The sequence below is a fragment of the Pseudoduganella namucuonensis genome (assembly GCF_900116645.1).
GTDB lineage: Bacteria > Pseudomonadota > Gammaproteobacteria > Burkholderiales > Burkholderiaceae_D > Rugamonas > Rugamonas namucuonensis.
On the sequence record NZ_FPBO01000002.1, the window covers coordinates 424,768 to 442,491 of the forward strand.

Annotated in this window: 12 protein-coding genes; 2 read left to right on the plus strand and 10 right to left on the minus strand. The window is 65.6% G+C overall.

Annotated features, from left to right (window positions below; all coding sequences use genetic code 11):
- Window positions 1–12 precede the first annotated feature (12 nt).
- Entirely contained in the window at window positions 13–3,441 is a 3,429-nt protein-coding gene (locus tag BM436_RS03840; protein ID WP_229488914.1) for a hybrid sensor histidine kinase/response regulator, read from the plus strand.
- Window positions 3,422–4,393 carry a response regulator gene (locus BM436_RS03845; RefSeq protein ID WP_093553620.1) on the plus strand — a complete coding sequence of 324 codons (972 nt, stop codon included), beginning with the start codon at window positions 3,422–3,424 and terminating at the stop codon, window positions 4,391–4,393. The genes BM436_RS03840 and BM436_RS03845 overlap by 20 nt, the downstream gene beginning before the upstream one ends.
- A gap of 123 nt (window positions 4,394–4,516) precedes the next feature.
- Here BM436_RS03845 and urtE read toward each other — a convergent pair whose 3' ends face one another.
- The 10 genes from urtE to BM436_RS03895 all read right to left on the minus strand — a co-directional run.
- On the minus strand, window positions 4,517–5,215 hold the full coding sequence (gene urtE / locus BM436_RS03850) for an urea ABC transporter ATP-binding subunit UrtE (RefSeq protein ID WP_093553622.1): 699 nt from the start codon (window positions 5,213–5,215) through the stop codon (window positions 4,517–4,519).
- Between the two features lie 8 nt (window positions 5,216–5,223).
- Window positions 5,224–6,015, minus strand: coding sequence for an urea ABC transporter ATP-binding protein UrtD (gene urtD / locus BM436_RS03855; RefSeq protein ID WP_093553624.1), 792 nt, complete (start codon window positions 6,013–6,015; stop codon window positions 5,224–5,226).
- Window positions 6,012–7,148, minus strand: a complete 1,137-nt coding sequence (gene urtC / locus BM436_RS03860) for an urea ABC transporter permease subunit UrtC (protein WP_093553626.1) — start codon at window positions 7,146–7,148, stop codon at window positions 6,012–6,014. Before urtC ends, urtD begins: the two co-directional genes overlap by 4 nt.
- Window positions 7,145–8,770 (minus strand): urea ABC transporter permease subunit UrtB, encoded by a 1,626-nt coding sequence (urtB, locus tag BM436_RS03865; RefSeq protein ID WP_093553748.1) that lies wholly within the window; start codon window positions 8,768–8,770, stop codon window positions 7,145–7,147. The genes urtC and urtB overlap by 4 nt, the downstream gene beginning before the upstream one ends.
- Window positions 8,771–8,866: 96 nt before the next feature.
- On the minus strand, window positions 8,867–10,063 hold the full coding sequence (gene urtA, locus BM436_RS03870; RefSeq protein ID WP_229488957.1) for an urea ABC transporter substrate-binding protein: 1,197 nt from the start codon (window positions 10,061–10,063) through the stop codon (window positions 8,867–8,869).
- An 85-nt stretch (window positions 10,064–10,148) separates the two neighbouring features.
- Window positions 10,149–11,270, minus strand: a complete 1,122-nt coding sequence (locus tag BM436_RS03875) for a porin (RefSeq protein WP_229488917.1) — start codon at window positions 11,268–11,270, stop codon at window positions 10,149–10,151.
- Between the two features lie 150 nt (window positions 11,271–11,420).
- Window positions 11,421–11,690: a PAAR domain-containing protein gene (locus tag BM436_RS03880; protein WP_093553629.1), complete on the minus strand. Its 270-nt coding sequence runs from the start codon at window positions 11,688–11,690 to the stop codon at window positions 11,421–11,423.
- Window positions 11,691–11,747: 57 nt separating this feature from the next.
- Window positions 11,748–13,304 (minus strand): type VI lipase adapter Tla3 domain-containing protein, encoded by a 1,557-nt coding sequence (locus tag BM436_RS03885; protein WP_177306936.1) that lies wholly within the window; start codon window positions 13,302–13,304, stop codon window positions 11,748–11,750.
- Window positions 13,305–13,314: 10 nt separating this feature from the next.
- Window positions 13,315–15,561 carry a T6SS effector phospholipase Tle3 domain-containing protein gene (locus tag BM436_RS03890; protein ID WP_093553633.1) on the minus strand — a complete coding sequence of 749 codons (2,247 nt, stop codon included), beginning with the start codon at window positions 15,559–15,561 and terminating at the stop codon, window positions 13,315–13,317.
- A gap of 25 nt (window positions 15,562–15,586) precedes the next feature.
- The coding region (locus BM436_RS03895; RefSeq protein WP_093553752.1) for a DUF2345 domain-containing protein at window positions 15,587–17,724 on the minus strand (2,138 nt) is incomplete at its 5' end.

Consider the following 17,724-nt stretch of genomic DNA (forward strand, 5'->3'; position numbering starts at 1 on the left):
TGGATCAAGAACATGACGGTGTCCGCACCAAAACTGGGCATGGCCGACCCGGAGCCGCCGCAGCGCATCGTGAAGATACGACGCGACTACAACACCTGGGTCGCCAATGAAACCATCGAGGACTACGCGCTGCGCTACACGCCGCGCTCCTTCCGCAAATGGTCGGTGTTCCGCGTCTCGAACACCGCCTTCGGCGCGATCTCCTTCCTGGTGCTGGAGGCGATAGGCGGCACCATCGCCGTCAACTACGGTTTCATCAACGCATTCTGGGCCATCCTGGCCGTCGGCCTGATCATCTTCCTCACCGGCCTGCCGATCAGCTACTACGCCGCCAAGCACGGCCTGGACATGGATCTGCTGACGCGTGGCGCCGGCTTCGGCTACATCGGCTCCACCATCTCGTCCTTCGTCTACGCCTCCTTCACCTTCATCCTGTTCGCGCTGGAGGCGGCCATCATGGCCTACGCGCTCGAGCTCTATTTCCACCTGCCGCTCTATCTCGGCTACCTGGTCAGCGCGCTGGTGGTGATCCCGCTGGTGACGCACGGCGTCACCCTGATCAGCCGCATCCAGATGATCACGCAGCCGGTCTGGCTGCTGCTGCTGGTCACGCCCTTCATCGCCATCATCCACAAGCAGCCCGAATTGCTGACGCAGCTGGCGAACTTCGCCGGCCAGTCCGAGGGCAACGGCAAGTTCAACATGCTGCTGTTCGGCTCCGCCACGGCGGTCGGCGTGGCGCTGATCACGCAGATCGGCGAACAGGTGGACTTCCTGCGCTTCATGCCGGAGAAAACCAAGGAGAACGCGCTCCAGTGGCACCTGGGCGTGCTGGTGGCCGGCCCGGGCTGGATCCTGCTGGGCATCGCCAAGATGCTGGGCGGCGCCCTGCTCGCGCTGCTGGCGATCAACAGCGGCGTGTCGCTGGCGCAGGCGGTCAACCCCAACCAGATGTACCTGGCCGGCTTCCAGCAGGTGTTCGCCAGCCCCACCGCCGCCGTGCTGGTGACGGCGCTGTTCGTCATCATCTCGCAGGTGAAGATCAACATGACCAACGCCTACGCCGGCTCGCTGGCGTGGTCCAACTTCTTCGCGCGGCTCACCCACAGCCATCCGGGCCGCGTGGTGTGGGCCGTGTTCAACGCACTGATCGCCGTGCTGCTGATGGAGCTGGACGTGTTCCAGGCGCTGGACCAGGTGCTGGGCCTGTATTCCAACATCGCCATCTCGTGGATCACGGCGGTGGTGGCCGACCTGGTGGTCAACAAGCCGCTGGGCCTGAGCCCCAAGGGCATCGAGTTCCGCCGCGCCTACCTGTACGACATCAACCCGGTGGGCGTGGGCGCGATGGTGCTGGCGTCCGCGCTGTCGGTGGCGGCCTTCGCGGGGCTGTTCGGCGCGCAGGCGCAGGCCTTCTCCGCCTTCATCGCGCTGGGCACCGCATTCGTGGCGTCGCCGCTGATCGCCTGGGCCACCAAGGGCAAGTACTACATCGCGCGCAAGCCGCAGCCCACCTCCGCCCACAGCAAGACCTGCTGCATCTGCGAGAAGGAATACGAATCCGACGACATGGCGCACTGCCCCGCCTATCAGGGCCCCATCTGCTCGCTGTGCTGCTGCCTGGACGCGCGCTGCAACGACATCTGCAAGCCGCACGCGCGCTTCTCGGAGCAGTGGGAAGGCGCGATGAAGGCGGTGCTGCCGAAGTCCATGTGGCGCTACATCACCAGCGGCCTGGGACACTACCTGCTGCTGATGATGGTCACGCTGCTGTTCCTGGGCGGCCTGCTCAGCCTGATCTACGTGCACGAGGAAAAGATACTGATCGAGGCCGGCTCCACGCTGCTGCCGCAACTGCGGCTGGCCTTCATCAAGACCTTCGGCGCGCTGGTGCTGGCCAGCGGCATCGTCGCCTGGTGGCTGGTGCTGACCAGCGAAAGCCGCCGCGTGGCGCAGGAGGAGTCGAACCGCCAGACCGGCCTGCTGACGCGCGAGATCGAGCTGCACAGCCGCACCGACGCCCAGCTGCAGCAGGCCAAGAAGCAGGCCGACCAGGCCAACCAGGCCAAGAGCCGCTACATCGCCGGCATCAGCCACGAGATCCGCACGCCGCTGAACAGCATACTCGGCTACGCCCAGCTGCTGGACAACGATCCCTCCATACCCGACCACCGCCAGCAGGCGATCCGCGTGATACGCGGCAGCGGCGAGCACCTGCTGTCGCTGATCGAGGGCACCCTGGACATCGCCCGCATCGAGGGCGGCAAGCTCAGTTTCGACGTCAAGGAGGTCAAGTTCCCGGACTTCGTCGGCCAGCTGGTGCGCATGTTCGAGCAGCAGGCCGCAAGCAAGGGACTGGCCTTCCGCTACGAGCTGACGGGCGAACTGCCGCGCGTGGTGCGGGCGGACCGCAAGCGCCTGGGGCAGATCCTGATCAACATCCTCGGCAACGCCGTCAAGTTCACGGAGCGCGGCGGCATCGTATTCCGCCTGCGCTACGCGCGCGACATGGCCTCCTTCGAAGTGGAGGACAGCGGGCCGGGCATCCTGCCGGACGAGGTGGAGAAGATCTTCGAGCCCTTCTCGCGCGGCAGCGCCAGCGACAACGCCGGCGCGCCCGGCACCGGCCTGGGCCTGCCGATCTCGAAAATGCTGACGCAGCTGATGGGCGGCGAGCTGTCGCTGAAAAGCACGCCCGGCACCGGCAGCGTATTCCAGATCAAGCTGCTGCTGCCGCGGGTGCACGCCGAGGCCAGGGAGGACGAGACGCCGGAGCTGGTGCGCACCGGTTACGCCGGCCGCCGCCGCAGGATCATGGTGGTGGACAACGAGCGGGTGGACCGCGAGCTGCTGGTCAACATCCTGGCGCCGCTGGGCTTCGACATGGCGCAGGCCGATTCCGGCAACGACTGCGTGAACCGCTACGCCGCCTTCCACCCGGACCTGATATTGATGGACCTGGCCATGCCCGGCATGGACGGCTGGGAGGCCAGCCACATCATCCGCAAGGTGCACCAGTCCGCCGTGCCGATCGCCATCGTCTCGGCCAACGCCTACGACAAGGGGCTGGACAACCCGGCCGGCATAGGCGCGGAGGACTTCTTCGTCAAGCCCGTGAACGTGGCCGAGCTGCTGGACTGGATAGGCCGGCGCCTGGGGCTGGAATGGATCACGCAGGCCGGCAGCAAGGGCATCAGCAGCGAGATCGTCACGCCGCCGGTGCTGCGCTTCCCGCCCGCCGCCCAGCTGGAGGGGCTGCGCGCGCAGCTCAAGCTGGGCTATGTGCGCGGCATCGTGCGCCAGCTGGACGACATCGCCGCCCTCGGCCCCGAATACGCGGCATTCACCGGCGCCATGCGCGCCCACGCCACCCGCTTCCAGCTGGACGCGATGGCGCAACTATTGGAACAAGGAGAACGCGATGACACAGAAACCGTTTGACCACCGCCCCGGCCACCTGGTGCTGATCGTGGACGACGTGCCCGAGAACCTCGCGGTGCTGCACGACGCGCTGGACGAATCCGGCTTCACGGTGCTGGTCGCCAACAGCGGCCCGGCGGCCATCGCCCGCGCCAGCGAGGTGGTGCCGGACATCATCCTGCTGGACGCCGTCATGCCCGGCATGGATGGCTTCGAGGTGTGCCGCCAGTTGCGCGCGCAGATCGCCACCCGCCATATCCCCGTCATCTTCATGACGGGATTGACCGAGACCGAGCACGTGGTGGCCGCCTTCAACGCGGGCGGCACCGACTACGTGACCAAGCCGGTGCGGCAAAGCGAGGTGATCGCCCGCATCAGTTCCCACCTGCAGACGGCGCTCCTGATGAACCAGGCGCGCAGCGCGCTGGACGCCTTCGGCAACGCGGTGCTGGCCATCGCGCCGCAGAGCGGGCGCATCGTATGGCAAACGCCGCTGGCGCGGCAACTGATGCGGAACTACTTCGCCATGCCCGGCGAGGGCGACCTGTCGGAAACACCGGCCGAACTGGTCGCGTGGCTGGCGGCCACCGCGCGGGCGCGCGGCATGGGGCAGGAGCAGCCGCCGCTGAACGTGATCCAGGGCGCCACGAAGCTGATCTTCAGCGCGGCCGACGTCAGCGGCGGCGAGCAGTGGATGGTGGTGCTGAGGGAGGAGTCGGACACGGCGCAGGTGCAGGCGCTGATGGCGCTGTTCAAGCTCACGCAGCGCGAATCGGAGGTGCTGCACTGGGTCATCAAGGGCAAGACCAACCGGGACATCGGCGACATCCTCGGCACCAGCCCGCGCACGGTGAACAAGCACCTGGAGCACGTGTTCGTGAAACTGGGGGTGGAAACGCGCACCGCCGCCGCCTCGCTGGCGATGACCAGGGTGCGCGCGGTGGTCCAGGAGGGCGCCACCGACGCGGCCTGATTGCTGACGCCGCTTTGGGGTCAGACCCCGAAGCGGCGTCAGCCGTCATCCCGCCCAACGCCACTGTTGACGCCGGTTAAGGGTCTGACCCCAAGGTGCGGTTGACGCCGCTTCCGCCGGGCATTAAACGGCGAGGTGTCGCTTGACGTGCTCCCCATCCATCTCCTCCGGCCCGCCCGCCGCGACGACCTCCCCGCGCGACAGCACCACGAACTTGTCCGCCAGCGCGCGGGCGAAGTCGAAGTACTGCTCGCACAGCAGGATGCCGATGTCGCCCCGTTCCCGCAGCAGCCGGATCACGCGCTCGATGTCCTTGATGATGGACGGCTGAATGCCCTCGGTCGGCTCGTCCAGGATGATCAGCTTCGGCTTCTGCAGCAACGCGCGCGCGATCGCCAACTGCTGCTGCTGCCCGCCCGACAGGTCGCCGCCGCGCCGGCCCAGCATCTCCTTCAGCACCGGGAACAGCTCGTACACCTCGCCGCTGATGGTGGACGCCTCCTTGCGCGACAAGGTGGCCATGCCCATCAACATGTTCTCCTCCACCGTCAGCCGCGCGAAGATCTCGCGTCCCTGCGGCACGTAGGCGATGCCCGCCGCCGCGCGCTGGTTGGGCTTGAGCTTCGTGATGTCGCGCCCGTTCAGACTGACCTTCCCCTTCGCCACCGGCAGCACGCCCATCAGGCATTTGAGCAGCGTGGTCTTGCCCACGCCGTTGCGGCCCAGGAGCGTCAGGCACTGGCCCTTGTCCACCGACAGCGACACGCCGCGCAGGGTGTGCGACGAGCCGTAATACTGGTTCACGTGTTCGACTTGCAGCATATGGTTTCCTAGCGTCCCAGATAGACTTCAATCACCCGTTCGTCGGCCTGCACCTGGTCCATGCGGCCCTGCGCCAGCACCGATCCCTCGTGCAGCACCGTCACGTGGCCCTGCTGCGCGATCTCGGTCACGAAGCCCATGTCGTGCTCCACCACCATGATCGAATGCTTGCCGCGCAACTCGTTCAGCAGTTCGGCGGTGCGCGCGGTCTCGGCGTCGGACATGCCGGCCACCGGCTCGTCCAGCAGGATCAGGCGCGGTTCCTGCATCAGCAGCATGCCGATCTCCAGCCATTGCTTCTGCCCGTGCGACAGCAGCCCGGCCAGCCGGTTCTCCTGCCCATTCAGGCGAATCAGGCGCAGGATCTCGGCGATCTTGTCGCGCTGCCCGGAGTCCAGGCGCGCGAACAGCGTGGGCCGCACGCGCTTGTCCATCTTGGCCGCCAGTTCCAGGTTCTCGAACACCGTGTGCTGCTCGAACACCGTGGGACGCTGGAACTTGCGGCCGATGCCGGCGTGGGCGATGTCGTATTCCGTCATGCCGGCCAGGTCGTAGGTCTGGCCGAAATAGGCGCTGCCGGAGGTGGGGCGCGTCTTGCCGGTGATGACGTCCATCATCGTGGTCTTGCCCGCGCCATTGGGGCCGATGATGCAGCGCAGCTCGCCGACCGCGATATCGAGGCTCAGCTTGTTCAGCGCCTTGAAGCCGTCGAACGACACCGTGATGTCCTCCAGGTAGAGAATGACGCCGTGGGCGGTGTCCAGGCCCTCGCGTTTCACCGAACCGGTGCTCATATTCATGCGGCCTCCTTGGATGGCGCGTCGGCGGCCGACTCCAGCGGCGCCGGGTCGGGCGTGGGGGCCTTGCGTTTCACTTTCTCCAGCAATCCCAGTATTCCCTTCTGCATGAACAGCGTGACGAGGATGAACAGCATGCCCAGCGCGAACAGCCACAGGTCCGGGAAGGCGGCGGTGAACCAGCTTTTCAGCCCGTTGACGGTGAAGGCACCGATGATGGGGCCGACCAGGGTTCCGCGTCCGCCGACGGCGGCCCAGATCACCATCTCGATCGAGTTCGCGGGCGACATCTCGGACGGGTTGATGATGCCCACCTGCGGCACGTACAGCGCGCCGGCGATCCCGCACAGCACGGCGGACAGCGTCCACACGAACAGCTTGAACCACAGCGGGTTGTAGCCGATGAACATGAGGCGCGACTCGGAATCGCGCACCGCCTGCAGCACGCGCCCCAGCTTGGAGGTGACGATCCAGCGGCACAGCAGCAGCGCGCCGAGCAGGAAGGCCAGGGTCACCAGGTACAGCACCGCCTTGGTGCCGGGCGCGGTCACGCTGTGGCCGAGGATGCGCTTGAAGTCCGTGAAGCCGTTGTTGCCGCCGAAGCCGGTGTCGTTGCGGAAGAACAGCAGCATGAAGGCATAGGTCATGGCTTGCGTGATGATGGAGAAGTACACGCCCTTGATGCGCGAGCGGAAGGCGAAGTAGCCGAACACGAAGGCCAGCACGCCCGGCACCAGCACCACCAGCGCCATGCAGTACCAGAAGTTGTCCGTCATGGCCCAGTACCAGGGGTAGGCCTGCCAGTCGAGGAAGACCATGAAGTCCGGCAGATTGCTCTGGTAGACGCCGTCGCGGCCGATGGCGCGCATCAGGTACATGCCGTGCGCGTAGGCGCCCAGCGCGAAGAACACGCCGTGGCCCAGCGACAGGATGCCGGTGTAGCCCCACACCAGGTCCAGCGCCAGCGCGGCCAGCGCGTAGCACATGAATTTGCCGACCAGGCCCATGGCGTAGGCCGACACGTGCAGCGCGTGGCCGTCAGGGAAAACGAGGTTCAGCAGCGGCAGCAGCGCGGCGGCGGCGACGGCCGTGGCGATGGCGATCCACGCGGGGCGGGAAAAGAGACCGGCGTTCATTCCACGCTCCTCCCTTTCATCGCGAACAGGCCCTGCGGCCGGCGCTGGATGAAAATGATGATGAAGACGAGGATAAAGATCTTGGCCATGACGGCTCCAGCCCAGGGTTCGAGGAATTTGTTCACTTCGCCCAGCCCGAAGGCGGCGATCACGGTGCCGGCCAGCTGGCCGACGCCGCCCAGCACCACCACCATGAAGGAGTCGACGATGTAGGCCTGGCCCAGGTCCGGCCCCACATTGCCCAGCTGGGACAGGGCGACGCCGCCCAGGCCCGCGATGCCGGAGCCCAGGCCGAAGGTCATCATGTCGATGCGGCCGGTGGGCACGCCCACGCAGTCGGCCATGCGGCGGTTCTGCATCACGGCGCGCACGAACAGGCCGAGGCGGGTCTTGTTCAGGATCAGCCAGACCGCGAACACCACCACGATGGCGAACGCGATGATGGCGATGCGGTTGTACGACAGCACCAACGATCCCAGCACCGTGACGCCACCGGACATCCAGCCGGGATTGGCGACCTCCACGTTCTGCGCGCCGAACACGGTGCGCACCAGCTGCATCAGCATCAGACTGATGCCCCAGGTGGCCAGCAGCGTTTCCAGCGGCCGGCCGTAGAGCCAGCGGATGACGGTGCGCTCCAGGGCGACGCCGACCGCGAAGGCCACCAGGAAGGCGGCCGGCAGCGCGGCGGCCAGGTACCAGTCCAGCGCGCCGGGCAGGTATTGGCGGAACAGGGACTGGACCAGGTAGGTGGTGTAGGCGCCTATCATCAGCAGTTCGCCGTGCGCCATGTTGATGATGCCCATCAGGCCGAAGGTGATGGCCAGGCCCAGCGCGGCCAGCAGCAGCACGCTGCCCAGCGACACGCCGTAAAACAGGTTGCCGACGATTTCGGTGCGGGCGATGCGGCTGTCGATCCGGCGCAGCGTGTCGGCGGCGGCGGCGCGCACGGCGGGATCGGCCTCGACGTGGGCGCCGTCCGCGCCCTTGGCCAGCATGGCTTGCAGCACGGGGCGCAGCGTGGCGCCGCCGGTTTCGGCCAGGCCCGCGACGGCCGCTTTGCGCGCGGCGGCGTCGGGCGAGTGCAGGTCGATGGTGGAGACCAGCAATTGCAGGACGGGCTTGATGGCCGGGTCTTTTTCAGCCTCCAGCGCCTTGCGTATCAGCGGGGCCTGGGCGGGATCGATGACGGCGCTTTGCAGCTGGCGGGCGGCGGCCAGGCGCAGCTCGCGGTCCGGCGACAGCAGCGCGAGACCGGACAGCGCGCCGTCCACCGCGCCGCGCAGGCGGTTGTTGACCATGACGCCGTCCACGCCGTCGGGCACGGCGGCGCTGGCGCCGGTGGCGGGATTCCAGGCCCGCTCGCCATCGATGACGAGGATGCCGCCGTCGGGCGTGGCGTACAGCGTGTCGTCCTTCAGCGCCTGCAGCACCTTGCGCGCGTCCTCGTTGGCCAGCACGGCGATCTTGCCGACGGCCTCGATGCGGGCCTCGGGATCGTCGCCGGCCAGGGGGGCCAGCAGCGCGGGGTCGATGGCGGCGTGGGCGGCCAGGGCCTGCAAGCTGAGCGCCACGGCGCACAGCGTGCGGCGAAGCGCGGATCGATGGGTGGTGGTTGCCATGTTGTGCATTCGGTGAGTTGCTAACCTTCTTGAACCCAGAGGCGTGAATCTGGGGTCAGACCCCGAGGGGTCTGACCCCGGTCTTCGCCGTTGGTTTTACATCTGCTGCTTGCCCTCGTTACCCTTGATGAACGGGCTCCAGGGCTGCGCGCGCACCGGCGCCTTGGTCTTCCACACCACGTTGAACTGGCCGTCGCCCTTGATCTCGCCGATCATCACCGGCTTTTGCAGGTGGTGGTTGGTCGGGTCCATGGTCAGCGTGAAGCCCGATGGCGCCTTGAAGGTCTGGCCGCCCATCGCCGCGATCACCTTGTCCGTGTCGGTGGACTTGGCCTTCTCCACCGCCTGCTTCCACATGTGGATGCCGACGTAGGTCGCCTCCATCGGGTCGTTGGTCACGACCGTGTTCGCGTTCGGCAGCTTCTTGGCGACGGCGTAGGCCTTCCACTTCTTGATGAACTCCGTGTTGACCGGGTTCTTCACGGACTCGAAGTAGTTCCACGCCGCCAGGTGGCCCAGCAGCGGCTTGGTGTCCACGCCGCGCAACTCCTCCTCGCCCACCGAGAACGCCACCACCGGCACGTCGGTCGCCTTCAGGCCGGCGTTGCCCAGCTCCTTGTAGAACGGCACGTTGGAATCGCCGTTGATGGTGGAGATCACCGCCGTCTTGCCGCCGGCCGAGAACTTCTTGATGTTGGCGACGATGGTCTGGTAGTCCGAGTGGCCGAACGGGGTGTAGACCTCGTCGATGTCGCTCTCTTTCACGCCTTTGCTCTTCAGGAAGGCGCGCAGGATCTTGTTGGTGGTGCGCGGGTACACGTAGTCGGTGCCGAGCAGCACGAAGCGCTTGGCGGCGCCGCCGTCCTTGCTCATCAGGTACTCGACCGCCGGTATGGCCTGCTGGTTGGGCGCGGCGCCGGTGTAGAACACGTTCTTCTCCAGTTCCTCGCCCTCGTACTGCACCGGGTAGAACAGCACGCTGTTCAACTCCTTGAACACCGGCAGCACCGACTTGCGCGACACCGAGGTCCAGCAGCCGAAGACGGCGGCCACCTTGTCGTTGGCGATCAGTTGGCGCGCCTTCTCGGCGAACAGCGGCCAGTTGGAGGCCGGATCGACCACCACCGCCTCCAGCTTCTTGCCCATCACGCCGCCGTTGGCGTTGATCTCGTCGATGGTCATCAGCGCCACGTCCTTCAGCGACGTCTCGGAAATGGCCATGGTGCCGGACAGCGAATGCAGGATGCCGATCTTGATGGTGTCGGCCGCTTGGGCGGACACGCCGCCCATCATCAATGCGGCGCCGGCGGCGATCTGGCTCAGGGTTGCGACAAAGGTGCGGCGAGTTTGCATGGTGAACCTCTTGTATGTGATGGGATCAATATTGGAACTGCATGGCGACGACGAACTTGGACAGGTCGCCGCCGCCGGTCATCTTGGTGCGCGAGTACACGGCGCTCACTTGCGCGTTGTAGCCGTCGATGATGTAGTTCACGCCGGCGTCGCTCTGGCGCGTGTCGGCGCCGGCGTCGGGCGAGAACTTCTGGAAGCGGACGAAGGGCTGCAGCTTGCCGCCGCCGGCCGGGAAGATGTAGGCCGCGCCGGCCGACCAGGCGGTGCCCTGCTCGGACTTGATCACGCCGTCGGTGTCGTAGTCGTAGTAGGCAGCCTCGAAGGAGACCGCGCCGGCGCCGGGCAGGCGTTTCTCGAGCAGGAAGTCGACGTTCCAGGCGTTGTAGTCGCCGGCCGTGGCCACCGTCAGCACACCGTTCTTCTGCGTGCGGGCGGCGAAGCCGATGGCCAGGATGTCGTTGGCGCCCAGGTAGCTGCCGGTGCCGTAGTAGCCCGGCTCGGCGTCCCAGAAGTCGTACTGCACGCGGCCGGCGTACATCAGGTCGTCGGAAACCTTGAGGCCGGCGGCCTTGGCCTGGTTCTGGGTCAGGCCGCCGATGCCGAAGGTGTGGCCCTCGAAGGCGCCGAAGGAGTAGCCGAGCTTGTTGCCCATGGCGTTGCCCCAGGCGACGACGCCGTCGTCGCGGCCGCGGAAGATGCCGCCGTTGTAGCCGTAGCGCGAGGCCACGCCGGCCCAGTAGCCGCCGCCCAGCGAGTAGTAGGGACCGGCCATGTTGGCGCGGTCGCTGGGCGACAGCAGGCGGCCGGCCCAGATGTTCAGTTCGGGGGAGATGGAGAACTGCGCGGCCGCGTCCAGTACGCGGATCTGGTCGCCGTCCCATTCGGTGTTGAACATCCCCTTGATGTTCTTGCTCATGGACGCGCCGAAGAACAGGCGCGCACTGTCCAGGTTGAAATCGCTGGAACGCGAGCTGCCGTTCGGCGCCGCGTCCTCCACGCTGGCATAGCTGGCGCGCATGCCGAAGCCGGCGCTGACCGACTTGTCCGGGCCGATCTCGACCGTCGCCCCGGCCCGCGCCTCCATCTGCGCCGCGCCCGCCGCGGCCACCATGGCCAGCAGCACCGTTCTCATCTTTGTTGACTTCATCCCAGGCCTCTCTCATGTGTGAATCGTTGTTGCCATGAGATTAACCAGAGCGTGCCTTGCGGCACATACGTCAACTTACGTAGTGGCGCGGGGTAGACAGGGGACTGGGGGGGCCGCTTCATCCGGCGTGGCCCGGCGCGGCGGCCGGGATCAAGCCTGGTGCAGTTTTTCGCCCGTGGCGATGAGGGACGCGCCGCAGCTCGTCTTGTGGCCCTCGTACGCCACTTGGCGGCCATCGATCGTATGCTTTGACTCTCCCTCGACGATGGTGCAGACGCCGCCGTGGCCCTTGACGGGACAGGTGCATTTGTCGCCGACGCGGACGATCGGCTTGCCGTCCACGGTGAAGTGCCGCGCGCTGCTGGTGATGACTTTGCCGCCGTGCGAGGTGGTATCTCCGAGCAAGATCACTTTACGCATATGTACCTCGTTATGGGTGAAGGTTGGGGATGTTCCTGGCGAATGCCGCCAACGCGCTCACTTCTGTTCGTAGACGCGCGGATCATCCAAGGGCTCGACCTTGTGGCGGAAAACGTCGCCGCCGGCGGGATGCCGTTGTGATGTGCGCTTGTCGTCCGGCGCCGGGCTGACCAGGATGATGCTGGCCTCGTTCGGGTCGCGTAGATTGAACGCGGCACTGATGCCGCCTTCCCGATAACTGCCGAGAACCCCTATCGCGATTTGCATGAAGAAGGTGGCGGCGCCGGTGTTGTTCAGACGGCGATCCGTGTCGATGAATTGCAGGTGCTTGTTCGGATCGAACTCAGGACCGCCTTCAGCGGTGATCTGGCGGAGCAGGCTGTGGAACATCACCAGTTGATCGGTGTTGTTGTCGGCACCGACGATGACGCGGGACGGCAGCGTATTGCGCGCTTCCTTCGGCACTGCGAGCGCCGCCTGCTGCCAGCCTTTTTGCAATGCCGCCTCGCGATCGGCCCGGCGAGTGAGGGGTTCGCCTCTGTCGTTGATCATTTTCACGAAGACCGGCCGATGGAGGTAACCTAGCGTCGGCAGGCGATCGAATGCGGCCAGTTGTTCATGGCTCCACGGCACGGGGAACCAGGGCGTGGGCTTCCATTTGCTGGTGAGCTTGTAGGTTCCCCAACCATCGCGTATGTCCGATCGTTTGGCAAAGCTGGCTGAAGCCGCTTCCCATTCCGCCACTGTAGGATAGCGTTCCAGATGCTGTTCGGGCCAGCGTTCCCTGGGAGGATAAGGCACGGTGCGCTTCAACTGGTAATACATCATGCGCAGTTTTTCCTGCCCGAAATCGTTTTTCGGGTCATCCCAGGCAAAGTGACGAATAGCATCCACACGATCTCGGCGTGCCAGAACCAAGACGGCCGCAGCGTCTGGCCAAGAGGGGACATAGTGGCCCTCGGTGATTAGTCTCGGACTATTGGGAGCTCGCTTAAGGTGTCGAAGCGAAGTTGAGTCTGCCGCAGATAGAACTACCAGGGGGACATCGGGATGGGAATCAAAAAAATCGAACACTTGCTCCAACAGCCGATCGGGGCGCTCAGCTAACGCCCATTCGCCGCTGATGAACAAATGCCACCCCATGCCATTCGTTTCACCACAGCCGGCAAGGCCGATCACTGGTTTCGTATTGGATGGCTGATCGCTTGGGTCCAGATCGGGCGTACTGGCATAAAAAGAGGGAACACCCCAATACTCCGGCATATGATATCCGCCGTTGTACAGTGCATGGCAGGCCCGGGTTCCGCTAGACACATGCTTGTCGCCAACGCTCCAAGGATATTTTTTGGGGTCGGTTTCTCTCAAACTTGAGTACGCATCTCCCTTGGCCAGTTCGCTCCATAGTGCACCTTGGCGGTATTTTTCAAAGGTCACCCCTAGACCAACGATTTCAAGCACGTAATCCTGATTGTTTTGCACACGCGTCCCTTCAGGTTTAAATTGATGATCCATGCCGACGATTTGAGTCGCAGCGCCGTCTGCCGCTCTGGCCTTCAGGGGAACTACCTGCAATATTTCAATAAGTAATACGAGGGCGATGCAGCGCAGATTCACACTAAACCTCCTAGTCTGGAACAAGACTTCTTCCATTGGTTGTCTCACACACGCAAATACCTGCTTTCACGGCTTGCCAGAGCAAAGGCAGCGCCGGTAACACCCCTGTGTTGTAGTAGTTCATCGTCCCTTCGATCAGGATGCGCCTCGACTCTAATTCCTTGCCCCAATGCATTTCGTGCTCGTCCAAAAATGCTGACCAAGTTCCACGCCCGTCAGACAAAATATCTTTTCCAACACCGCGCTTGAATCTCCAATCCGCAACCGCGCAGAGGTAAGCATAGAACCTTGGATCGCTCGATGCCTTCCCACTCCCTATCGCTACGTCATACGCGGTGACATGGACATGGTTGGCCTTGTTGCCGACGATCGCGCTGTGGTACGACTTGGGCGCATAGGATTGCTGCCAGCGCAGCCTGGCCTCGTCCGGCAATTCGTCCCGTTCCACCAGGTAGCCCTCGACCCGGGAGTGCGACGACTTGTCCAGGCATTCGAATGCCTGGTGAACCGTGTAGTGCTGCGCCGGTTCCCGGCCGGCGTTGATCCGCCTGCTTATCGTCTCCATGTCGCCGGACCGCACCCGCCCCTTGTAGACCCGCGGCGCGGGACTGTCCCGCGAGCTCCGCCAGTCCGGACTCGGGTCCACGCCGTCCAATCGGTGGTGCTGCCAGATCCTGCGGATGCCGTTCTTGCCGGCGGTCGCGCCGCTCGCGTCGTCCGGGGTGATGCGCTCCATCGGTCCGCCCCGCCTCTCGGCGGGAATGTCGGCGTTCCGCAAGCGCGGATCGTCCGGTTTGATCTCGGAGGCGGCGCCCAGATCGGCGTACACGGGCGTTTTCAAAGGCTCCCCGGTGATGTCGCGCGACGCGTTTTCGGGCAGGTTCTCCCGGTGTTTCCGCTCCGAGGGGGAAACGTGATTCAGGTCGTCCTCGCCGGCGGCGCGAAGCTGGTAGTGGTGGCGCGGCAGGCCGACCTTCTCGTACGAGATCACGCCGCTACGCGCGTCCATGCGCGCGGTCTGCGAGAACACGCGTTGATAGAAGCGGTCGCCCAGTTCCGCGAGCGGCCGGCGTTCTATCGGCGCCGTCTCGTATTTCTTGGTCAGCTGTCCGTCCCAGTGAAAGGCCGTCTCGTCGACCTCCCGGCCTCTCTGCGAATCCGGCACGCCCTGCCAACCGATGCCCTTGATGCCCGCCAACGCCACTGTGGCGTCCTGCGGGCAAAAGTAGAGATAGACCTTGCCGCGATTGTCCCGGTCGGCGGAAGCCTCCCATGTCGGGCCGACCATGCCGTCATGTTCCGGCTCGTTCAGGCTGGAGAAGACGGGCGAGCTGGCGTGACTCCGGCCTTCCTCGCCGACCGCCTTGACGATGTTGATCAGCGTGTCCAACCTGGCGCGCAGCGTTTGTGAATCGGCCAGATACAGGTAGTGGGGCGCCATGCCGGGATCGGTGTTGTCGCTGCCGTCCATCCAGCGCGCCGCGCGCCAGATAAAACCCAGGTCGTCGTCCAGACTGTAGGGCGGGTTGTTGAGTATCAGCGTGTCCGCCGGGCGCTGTTTGTCCTGCAGCAGGAACACCTGCGCCAGCAGCGAGACCAGGCAGCCCTGGCTGTGCGCGACGATGGAGACGGTCTCGCGCTCGTCGTAGTCGCGGATCATGGCGATCAGCGCGGCGAGACGCTTGGCCGCCAGCACCATGTACATCCGGCCCGGCGTGATGCGCACCGGCCGGATGGGGTCGTCGCCGAGTTCCTCGACGGCCAGCGGCAGGCCTATGCCCCGGTTCCACATGTCCGGCAGCGACGTGGTGGCGTTGGCGAAGGGGCCGCCGCCTTTGGCGTAGTCCTTGTTCACGCGGTTGCCATGGCGGTCGGTGTACTCGCCGTTTTTCTTCTTTACGCGGTCGCTGCGCTCGCGATAGCCCCAATAAAAGGGAATGACGGGGCTGTGGGTTTGTTCGGTCACCGCGCGGCGGAAGAAGACGAAGTCCGGCTCGTCCTCGAGTTTGCCGGCGTCCGCCTCGGTCGGCATCCGGTAGCTGGCGGGGATGTAGCCCCGGCCCAGCCGCGTGGTCAGGCCTTCGCACAGGCCGTGCTCCATCGCCTCGTAACTGGTGCCGAGATCGTTCACGCCGTGCACCAGGATGATATTGCCGGGCACGCGGTGCTTGACGCAGATGTTGACATCCATGGCGGACGACGCCGTGTAGATGCCGCTGCACTCGACGTATTGCGGGGTTTTCACATAGCGCGACATGGATGGCCTCCATCAGGGTTATGAATCACTCGCCGCCGGGGCTGGAGACGCCAAAGGAAACGGACCACATCTCGTCGCCGCGCAGTTCCTCCGTTTTCCCCTCCTTGTCGGCGGTGGTCCGCACGACCTTGCCGTCGTCGTGCGCGATCTTGATCCCATGTCCCGTGGCGGGGCTTTCACGGGACGTGTTCATTTCATACTTCACGGCCGCGCGAAGCCGGGTTTCGCCTTCCTCGAACGTGGGCAGGACGGCGTTCATCGCGCCGCCGCCTTTGAAGGGAAAGCTGGCGCCGTGATGGGTGATGCTTCCATTGGTGCCGAGCGTGATGCCGTCGCCGATCTTGATGAAGGAGCCGTCGGCGGCGATCAGGACGATCTCCTTCGCCGTGCCCATGATCTGTCCGCCGGTTGCGGTGAGTTTGAGGTCCTTCGCGGCGTTGATCCGCGTTTCGTCGTGCTGGCTTTGCATCGTGAGTTTGCCCTTGTGGGCGATGACGTTGATGCCATCGCTGTGCGAGAACAGCGACACGCCTTTGCCCGCGTTGAGATTGATGCGCTGGCCCGCCGTCATCCGCAGGTTCAGCCGCGCGGCCGTGTCCATGCTGGTTCCCGCGTAGCTGACGACGGTCTTGGGGGTGGCGAAGCCGATGCCGGCCGGCGCCGTGAGCGCGATCGCGGGCGCGCCTCCGCCATCGCCTTTCGGCTCGGTGTTGCTGCCGCCCTCCCAGGCCTTCAAGGCGGCGTCGAGTTCCTCGAGGGACTTCGCATCGGATGGCAGCGCCTGGTGCCGGGTGGCGTATTCGCCCAGCGATTTGGCCAGTTCCAGGCATTCGGACAGCAGATTCTGAAGTTCGGCGCGCGCCATCTGCTTGCCGGCGTCGTTCAATTGCCGCCACGCCGTCAGCAACATGCCCTTGGCGGCGCGGATCGCGATCTGCTCATCGCTCCGCAACTCGACGCCCTCGCCGCGCGGCCCGCTGCGCTCCCGTCCCCTGGGTTCGGTCAGAAAACCGAGATTCAGTTCGCTGTTGCCGTGATCGCTGGATAATTGCGCGCTGATCTGGCCTCGGGTGTCATCGAAACGGAGTTGGTTGGCGCGGCCTCCCTCGACTTCCCGGCTCTTGATGCCGGACAGGTGGCGGGTGTCCGGCAGCCCGGCCGCGGAGCTCAGCGCCGCCGGTTTTCCCTGCGCGTTGTACAGCTGCCCCACCACGACGGGCCGGTCCGGGTCGCCGCCCAGGAAGTCGACCAGCACCTCGGTGCCCACGCGCGGCAGGCCTATCGTGCCGCACTGCTGCCGGCTGCCCGGCCCGTTGCCGGCCCAGTTGGAGGCCACGCGCACCCAGGCGGAATCGATGTCGCTGTCGGACGCGCCGGTCCCGGAGGCGTGCGCGTGGTCCTTCGCCCTGGTGCCGGGGAAGCGTATCTTCACGCGTCCCAGCTCGTCGCAATGCACTTCCTCGCCCGCCGGGCCGACCACGATGGCGCTTTGCAGCTTCGGTTGCGGCAGGTCGACGCGCGGGTCGTAGGCGGGCACGATGTGCGTGTCGCGCCGCACCGCCGTGAAGTGGATGTGCATGCGCACCGGGCCGGTGCTGATCTGCTCGCCCATTTCCCGTTGCAGCCAGCCGTCGGCGCCGTCGCGCAGCCAGCGGTTGCGCGCGAACAGCCGCTCGACGCGCGCGGCCAGCGCTTTCGGCAGATTGTTCAGCGCGGCCACCGTCAGCGCCGTGACGGTGAAGTGGCGCTCGTCCAGCGGATGGGTGTCGATCTCGGGGTGGCCGGCCAGCGTGAAGTTCTCGCCCACGCACAGGTCGCGCACGCTGCCTTCGCCATGGAAGCATTTGGCCTCGTAGTCGTGCCGCTTCATGCGCGCCTGGCCCAGGCTCCGCTTGTCGTTCTCGCCGTCGGCGGCGTGCGGCGTCTCGACCTGGTAGTCGTCCAGGCTGGCCGCCATGCCCTTGACGTACCAGCCCTGATCGGCGCCGCTCTCGACCCACGAGGACAGCAGCGCGCCGGAGGTGGGCAGCTTGTAGTCCCAGCTGTGGGAACCAACGCTGGCCGGCCGCAGCGTGCGCACGGCGCTCCAGGCGGTGACGGCGTCGCGCTGCTCGGTGGGGCTGTCGCGGTGGTAGCGCACGGTGCCGGCGGGACTGACCGGCC

Bases quoted from the DNA above. Each gene is read 5' to 3' on its own strand.
- BM436_RS03840 (WP_229488914.1), top strand. From the start codon at position 13: ATGACGGTGTCCGCACCAAAACTGGGCATGGCCGACCCGGAGCCGCCG.
- BM436_RS03845 (WP_093553620.1), top strand. From the start codon at position 3,422: ATGACACAGAAACCGTTTGACCACCGCCCCGGCCACCTGGTGCTGATC.
- urtE (WP_093553622.1), bottom strand. From the start codon at position 5,215: ATGCTGCAAGTCGAACACGTGAACCAGTATTACGGCTCGTCGCACACC.
- urtD (WP_093553624.1), bottom strand. From the start codon at position 6,015: ATGAATATGAGCACCGGTTCGGTGAAACGCGAGGGCCTGGACACCGCC.
- urtC (WP_093553626.1), bottom strand. From the start codon at position 7,148: ATGAACGCCGGTCTCTTTTCCCGCCCCGCGTGGATCGCCATCGCCACG.
- urtB (WP_093553748.1), bottom strand. From the start codon at position 8,770: ATGGCAACCACCACCCATCGATCCGCGCTTCGCCGCACGCTGTGCGCC.
- urtA (WP_229488957.1), bottom strand. From the start codon at position 10,063: ATGATGGGCGGCGTGTCCGCCCAAGCGGCCGACACCATCAAGATCGGC.
- BM436_RS03875 (WP_229488917.1), bottom strand. From the start codon at position 11,270: ATGAAGTCAACAAAGATGAGAACGGTGCTGCTGGCCATGGTGGCCGCG.
- BM436_RS03880 (WP_093553629.1), bottom strand. From the start codon at position 11,690: ATGCGTAAAGTGATCTTGCTCGGAGATACCACCTCGCACGGCGGCAAA.
- BM436_RS03890 (WP_093553633.1), bottom strand. From the start codon at position 15,561: ATGTCGCGCTATGTGAAAACCCCGCAATACGTCGAGTGCAGCGGCATC.